Origin of the sequence: Enterobacter sp. MGH120 (assembly GCF_001037725.1) — a bacterium.
GTDB classification, from domain to species: Bacteria; Pseudomonadota; Gammaproteobacteria; order Enterobacterales; family Enterobacteriaceae; genus Enterobacter; species Enterobacter hormaechei_C.
The window spans coordinates 639,209-645,989 of sequence record NZ_KQ089940.1 but is presented as its reverse complement, the minus strand read 5'-3'; the positions used below and the strand labels follow the sequence as shown (position 1 = coordinate 645,989).

The window sequence follows — 6,781 nt, the reverse complement described above, 5'->3', positions numbered from 1 at the left end:
TTAGGCCTGCCGCCAGCGTTCAATCTGAGCCATGATCAAACTCTTCAATTTAAAAGTTTGATGCTCAATGAATTAAACTTCGTAATGAATTACGTGTTCACTCGTTGAGACTTGGTATTCATTTAGTGTCCGAAGACAGTAAGAATCCATGTCACTTTGAGTGCCCACACAGATTGTCTGATAAATTGTTAAAGAGCAGTGCCGCTTCGTTTTCGCTGCGGCGCGGGGTGTGCATATTACGCTTTCCCGCTTCAGAGTCAAGCGTTTGTTTTGCTTTTCTCTGCTGACCCGGCGGCTTGCGTGCCGTTGTTCCGTGTCAGTGGAGGCGCATTATAGGGAGTTCTTCTGAAGTGACAAGCACTAAATACAAAAAAAATTTTGTTCGCTCACTTTTCAAACTCAACGCTTATTTATCCCGCGCATCGTCCGTTAAACGCGCAATTTCACGGGCAAAACTGGCGACCTGGGCCCAGTCGGTATAAACCACTTCTTTACGCGTATCCGTTTCCCCGCCCGTCATTTTCATGATCAGGCGGATCATAAAGCGGTCATACCAGCGGTAACGCGGGTAACGCAGCGCGCCAGCAAAGACAGAACAGATATCGGGCTGCCATGGCGAACTTAGCAAAAACTTGCGCGTATAGCTGTTGGTCTGCGGCGTACGCTTCTCCGCTTTACGGGCAACCAGGTTGACCGAGTAAAACGCGCCAGGCAGCTGAGCGAGTTCCGCCGTATGCTTTTTCACAAAGCGATCCAGCGCCGGATGGAAATGACCGTAGCGAATTGAAGCGCCAATCACCACGCGGTCGTAATCCTGCCAGGCAATCTGCTCTGTGCGATTCAGGTTCACCACATCAGAATAAATGCCCAGCTCTTTGAGTTCGGAAGCCAGATATGAAGCAATCTCACGCGTTTGCCCGTCACGCGTTGAGAAAAGAATTAACGTTTTCACCAATGTCTCCTTACTCACGCCAGAATGTTGGGGTAAACAGCACCAGCAGCGTAAAGACCTCAAGACGCCCAAACAGCATATTGGCGATTAAGATCCACTTCGCCACCGGGTTCATACTGGCGAAGTTATCCGCCACGACGCCCAGCCCCGGCCCCAGATTGTTTAACGTTGCCACCACAGAGGCGAAGGCAGAGAAATCATCCACGCCCGTGGCGATAATCGCCAGCATACTGACAATAAAGACCAGCGCATAAGCGGAGAAGAATCCCCACACCGCTTCGAGGATGCGCTCCGGCAGCGCGCGGTTCCCCAGCTTAATACTGTAAACCGCATTCGGGTGGACCAGACGTTTCAGCTCACGGTTCCCCTGCTTGAACAGCAGCAGAATGCGGATCACCTTCAGACCGCCGCCCGTTGACCCGGCGCAACCGCCGATAAACGCAGAGCACAACAGCAGCACCGGCAGGAACAGTGGCCAACGCGCAATACTGTCCGTGGTGAAACCAGCGGTTGTCGCCATCGATACCACCTGGAAGAAGGCCTGGTTCAGGGTCGTGACCGCCGAGTTATAAACATCGTGGAACCACAGTACCAGGGTACAGATAACCACCAGGGTCAGCTGGACGCCAATAAACATCCGGAATTCCGGGTCGCGCCAGTACACCTTCAGGCTCCGTCCGCTAAGCAACGAGAAGTGTAGACCGTAGTTACAGCCTGAGATCAGCAAAAAGATGGCAATGATGGTATTGATTGTCGGGCTGTCGAAGTAGCCGACGCTGGCATCGTGGGTGGAGAACCCGCCGATAGCAATAGTCGCAAAGCTGTGTCCGATGGCATCAAACGCAGGCATCCCGGCAAACCACAGCGCCAGCGCGCAGGCCACCGTCAGCAGGACATAGATAAGCCACAGGGTTTTCGCCGTCTCCGCAATACGCGGGCGCATCTTGTTATCTTTCAGCGGGCCGGGCATCTCCGCCCGGTAAAGCTGCATCCCCCCGACGCCCAGAATCGGCAGGATAGCCACCGCCAGGACGATGATCCCCATACCGCCGAACCACTGGAGCATCTGCCGGTAAAAGAGAATCGCATGCGGGAGCGAATCCAGCCCCACAAGCGTGGTGGCGCCGGTGGTCGTTAATCCGGAGAACGATTCAAAAAACGCATCCGTGACGGTGAGATTCGGTTGTTCGGAGAAGATAAACGGCAGCGCACCCACGCTTCCCAGTACCGTCCAGAACAGGACCACAATCAGAAACCCCTCCCGGGATTTCAGTTCACCTTTCTCACGGCGGTTTGGCCACCACAGCAGGGAGCCAATCGTCAGCGCGACAAAAAAGGTTTGCGTAAATGCACGCCCCGCGCCGTCCCGGTAGATGAGCGCCACCAGTCCGGGAATGATCATTGTCCCGGAGAAAAGTATGACCAGCAATCCAACGATTCGGGTAATGGCACGAAAATGCATCTCTGCCGCTTCCTTAGGTATTCAAAATTGTGAGGTGGGGATTATTCTTCAATCGGCAGTAATTGCAATGAACCGCGACTAAAATCAGCGAGTTTTGCTGAAAAAGCAGCCAGTTCCGCCTGAGGAAGCGCCACGCGTAATTGCACCATTGCCTGATAATCACTGTGTGCGATGACACCGTTAAACTGTTTAAGCAGTGCTTCGATACCCGATAGCTGGGCGTAATCGCATAACAAAGTATATTCCGTAAGTGGCGTTTTGCGGGTTGTTATCAGCAGATTAAGCGCCTGCTGGACACCACCTCCGTAGGCTTTAACCAGCCCTCCGGTGCCTAACAAAATGCCCCCGTAGTAGCGGACCACGACGGCGGTGATTTCACCCACGCCGCTGCCCATCAACTGGGAGAGCATCGGTTTTCCGGCCGTACCCGCCGGTTCACCGTCGTCAGAAAACCCGAGCTGCTGTGAGTCGTCTGGCGGCCCTGCGACCCACGCCACACAGTGATGGCGGGCATCGGGGTGCTGCGCGCGGACGGACTCGACGAACGCCTTCGCCGCCTCCACGCCGTCGGTATGCGCCAGCAGCGTGATAAAGCGGCTTTTCTTGATTTCCTCAACAAAGGTGACCGGCTCGGCCGGTATCAGCCAGCTTTCCATCAGGCCAGCTTCAGATCTCGCGTCATGTTCTCAATGCTGTTCTCGTGAATAACCACGTTATCCTCGATACGAATGCCGCCATACGGCTTCAGCGCTTCAATTTTCTCCCAGTTGAAGTGCTTGCTGAATTGCCCTTCGCGCCACGGTGCCAACAGGGATTCAATAAAGTAGATGCCCGGCTCGATGGTCAATACCATACGCGGCGCCAGAACGCGGGTGCAGCGCAGATAAGGATATTTAGACGGTGCCGCCAGGTGCGTACCGGTATCATCCTGCATAAAGCCCGCGACGTCATGAACCTGCAACCCCAGCGGGTGGCCGATACCATGCGGCATAAATGGCCCGGTCAGATCGTTCTCAACCATCGCCTCTTCGCTCATGTCTTTGACAATCTGATGCTTACGCAGCAGTTTAGCGATGCGCTGATGGAACTGGATGTGATAATCCACGTAGCTGGTTCCGGCCTTCATGGTGCCAATTAGCGCCAGCTGTTCGTCGTTCACGTCTTTGATCAATTGCGCAAAATCGGTATCCGCATTCGCCGCCCAGGTACGGGTCAGGTCTGCCGCATAACCATTGTACTCAGCCCCCGCGTCCAGCAGGAAGCTGCGCATCTCAGCCGGAACCTGATGATCCAGTTTGGTGTAGTGCAGAACCGAGGCATGTTCATTCAGCGCCACGATGTTGCTGTACGGCACGTCGGTATCGCGGTGGCCGGTCGCCGTCAGGTAGGCCTGATTAATATCGAACTCGCTCATACCGGACTGGAACGCTTCGTGCGCCGCACGGTGGCCATTCACCGCCGTTTTTTGCGCTTCACGCATGCAGTAAAGTTCGTAGTCGGTCTTGTAGGCGCGATAGTAGTGCAGATAATCCAGCACGCCTTTCGGGTTGAGTTTATCTGCCGGAATATCCAGACCCAGCGCACGCTCAGGAACCGGACCAATGTAGCCGATGTTGCCGCGCGCCGCTGGCAGCTGGCTGCCAATACCGTCTGCTTTTGGCAGCGCAATCACGTCAATTTCTTCGGTCCAGAATGAGGTCGGCAGCGGCTCCACGTTGTGCCAGTAATCGACCGGCAGGTAGAACCACAGTTTCGGCTTGTTCACGCCATCCACCAGCAGCCAGCAATTTGGAACCTGCGTGACAGGCACCCAGGCTTTAAACTGCGGGTTAACCTTGAAGGGATAAGCATGGTCATCAAGAAAAGTATTCATCAGCTCGCCGGAGTGGATCAGCAGGGCATCCAGCTTGAAGCGGGCCAGTACATCGCGGGTACGTTCCTGTAGGGTAACGATATGATTTTTATAAAGCGAAGCCAGTGAGTCCATCATTCTTCCTTTCGTTTTTTTGACCTCAAGTCATCGCATCTTAGCACACCTCACTCCGGCTGCGTGATTTCCACCGACCGTGATCAGCGCAGCAATTTCTTAATGACTAATTTGCATTTTATTAACATAAATTCCACACTCCGTTTCATCTGGTATGACCAGATCCAATTGCTGGATTCAGGAGACCGACATGCTCTACAAAGGCGACACCCTGTACGTAGACTGGCTGGAAGATGGCATTGCCGAACTGGTGTTCGATGCCCCCGGCTCAGTGAACAAGCTTGATACCGCGACGGTGGCCAGTCTTGGCCAGGCGCTGGATGTACTTGAAAAGCAATCAGATTTGAAAGGGCTGCTGCTGCGCTCCAACAAAGCGGCCTTTATCGTTGGCGCGGATATCACCGAATTCCTGTCGCTGTTCCTGGTGCCCGAAGAACAGCTGAGCCAGTGGCTGCACTTTGCCAACAGCGTTTTTAATCGTCTGGAAGATCTGCCTGTCCCGACCCTTTCCGCCGTTAACGGCTACGCGCTGGGCGGTGGCTGCGAGTGCGTGCTGGCGACCGACTACCGTCTGGCGACGCCGGACCTGCGCATCGGCCTGCCGGAAACCAAGCTGGGCATCATGCCGGGCTTTGGCGGTTCCGTGCGTATGCCGCGCATGCTGGGTGCCGACAGCGCGCTGGAGATCATTGCCGCGGGTAAAGATGTCGGCGCAGAACAGGCGCAGAAAATCGGCCTGGTGGACGGCGTGGTTAAGCCTGAAAAACTGATTGAGGGTGCTATCGCCATTCTGCGTCAGGCGATTAACGGCGATCTCGACTGGAAAGCCAAACGTCAGCCAAAGCTGGAGCCATTAAAGCTCAGCAAAATTGAAGCCACCATGAGCTTCACCATCGCCAAAGGCATGGTGATGCAGACGGCGGGTAAACACTACCCGGCGCCGATCACGGCGGTGAAAACCATTGAAGCGGCAGCCCGTCTGGGCCGTGATGACGCTCTGAAGCTTGAAAACCAGAGCTTTGTCCCGCTGGCGCACACCAACGAAGCCCGCGCGCTGGTTGGTATCTTCCTTAACGATCAGTTCGTGAAGGGCAAAGCCAAACAACTCACCAAAAACGTAGAAACGCCAAAACACGCGGCGGTACTCGGCGCGGGCATTATGGGGGGCGGCATCGCCTATCAGTCTGCCTGGAAAGGCGTGCCGGTGGTGATGAAGGACATCAACGAGAAATCCCTGACGCTGGGCATGACCGAAGCGGCCAAGCTGCTGAATAAACAGCTTGAGCGCGGCAAAATTGATGGTCTGAAGCTTGCAGGCGTGATCTCCACCATCCAGCCAGTGCTGGAATACAGCGGTTTCGACCGTGTGGACGTGGTGGTTGAAGCGGTCGTCGAGAACCCGAAAGTGAAAAAAGCGGTGCTGGCCGAAACCGAAGACAAGGTGCGTCCGGAAACCGTGCTGGCCTCTAACACCTCCACCATTCCTATCAGCGAACTGGCGAGCGTGCTGAAGCGTCCGGAAAACTTCTGCGGGATGCACTTCTTTAACCCGGTGCACCGCATGCCGCTGGTCGAAGTGATCCGAGGGGAAAAAACCTCCGACGAAACCATCGCCAAAGTGGTGGCGTGGGCGAGCAAGATGGGCAAAACGCCGATCGTGGTTAACGACTGCCCGGGCTTCTTCGTTAACCGCGTGCTGTTCCCGTACTTCGCCGGTTTCAGCCAGCTGCTGCGCGACGGCGCAGACTTCCGCAAAATCGACAAAGTGATGGAAAAACAGTTCGGCTGGCCGATGGGCCCGGCGTATCTGCTGGACGTTGTCGGCATTGACACTGCCCATCACGCGCAGGCGGTGATGGCGGCGGGCTTCCCGCAGCGCATGCAGAAAGATTATCGCGACGCCATTGATGCCCTGTTCGACGCCAACCGCTTCGGGCAGAAAAACGGTCTGGGCTTCTGGCGCTATAAAGAAGACAGCAAAGGCAAACCGAAGAAAGAAGAAGATCCGGCGGTGGATGGCCTGCTGGCCGACGTCAGTCAGCCAAAACGCGACTTCACCGACGATGAGATCATCGCACGGATGATGATCCCAATGGTCAACGAAGTGGTGCGCTGCCTCGAAGAAGGCATTATCGCCAGCCCGGCAGAAGCGGATATGGCGCTGGTGTACGGCCTCGGCTTCCCTCCGTTCCACGGAGGCGCGTTCCGCTGGCTGGATACGCTCGGCAGCGCCCGCTATCTCGATATGGCTCAGCAGTACCAGCACCTCGGCCCGCTTTATGAGGTGCCGGAAGGGCTGCGTAACAAAGCGCGCCATAACGAACCCTACTACCCAGCAGTTGAGCCAGCCCGTCCGGTTGGCGAACTGAAAACGGCTTAA

At 55.6% G+C, this 6,781-nt stretch carries 5 protein-coding genes; 1 reads left to right on the top strand and 4 read right to left on the bottom strand.

Translation table 11 applies throughout. The features are described from left to right. Window positions 1-406 precede the first annotated feature (406 nt). The 4 genes from hemG to pepQ are packed head-to-tail and all read right to left on the bottom strand — an operon-like array spanning window position 407 to window position 4,401. Window positions 407-952: a menaquinone-dependent protoporphyrinogen IX dehydrogenase gene (gene hemG / locus SK54_RS02975; protein WP_017382603.1), complete on the bottom strand. Its 546-nt coding sequence runs from the start codon at window positions 950-952 to the stop codon at window positions 407-409. Between the two features lie 10 nt (window positions 953-962). After that, on the bottom strand, window positions 963-2,414 hold the full coding sequence (trkH, locus tag SK54_RS02970) for a Trk system potassium transporter TrkH (RefSeq protein WP_006808591.1): 1,452 nt from the start codon (window positions 2,412-2,414) through the stop codon (window positions 963-965). A 41-nt stretch (window positions 2,415-2,455) separates the two neighbouring features. Further along, window positions 2,456-3,070, bottom strand: a complete 615-nt coding sequence (locus tag SK54_RS02965; protein WP_015572737.1) for an IMPACT family protein — start codon at window positions 3,068-3,070, stop codon at window positions 2,456-2,458. Continuing rightward, the gene (pepQ, locus tag SK54_RS02960) at window positions 3,070-4,401 is read right to left on the bottom strand and encodes a Xaa-Pro dipeptidase (RefSeq protein WP_017382602.1); all 1,332 of its coding nucleotides are present in this window, start codon (window positions 4,399-4,401) and stop codon (window positions 3,070-3,072) included. The genes SK54_RS02965 and pepQ overlap by 1 nt, the downstream gene beginning before the upstream one ends. 190 nt (window positions 4,402-4,591) lie before the next feature. On the opposite strand from pepQ, the gene fadB reads away from it, so the two are divergent. After that, a complete protein-coding gene (gene fadB, locus SK54_RS02955; protein WP_023295588.1) occupies window positions 4,592-6,781 on the top strand; it encodes a fatty acid oxidation complex subunit alpha FadB in 2,190 nt (729 codons plus the stop codon).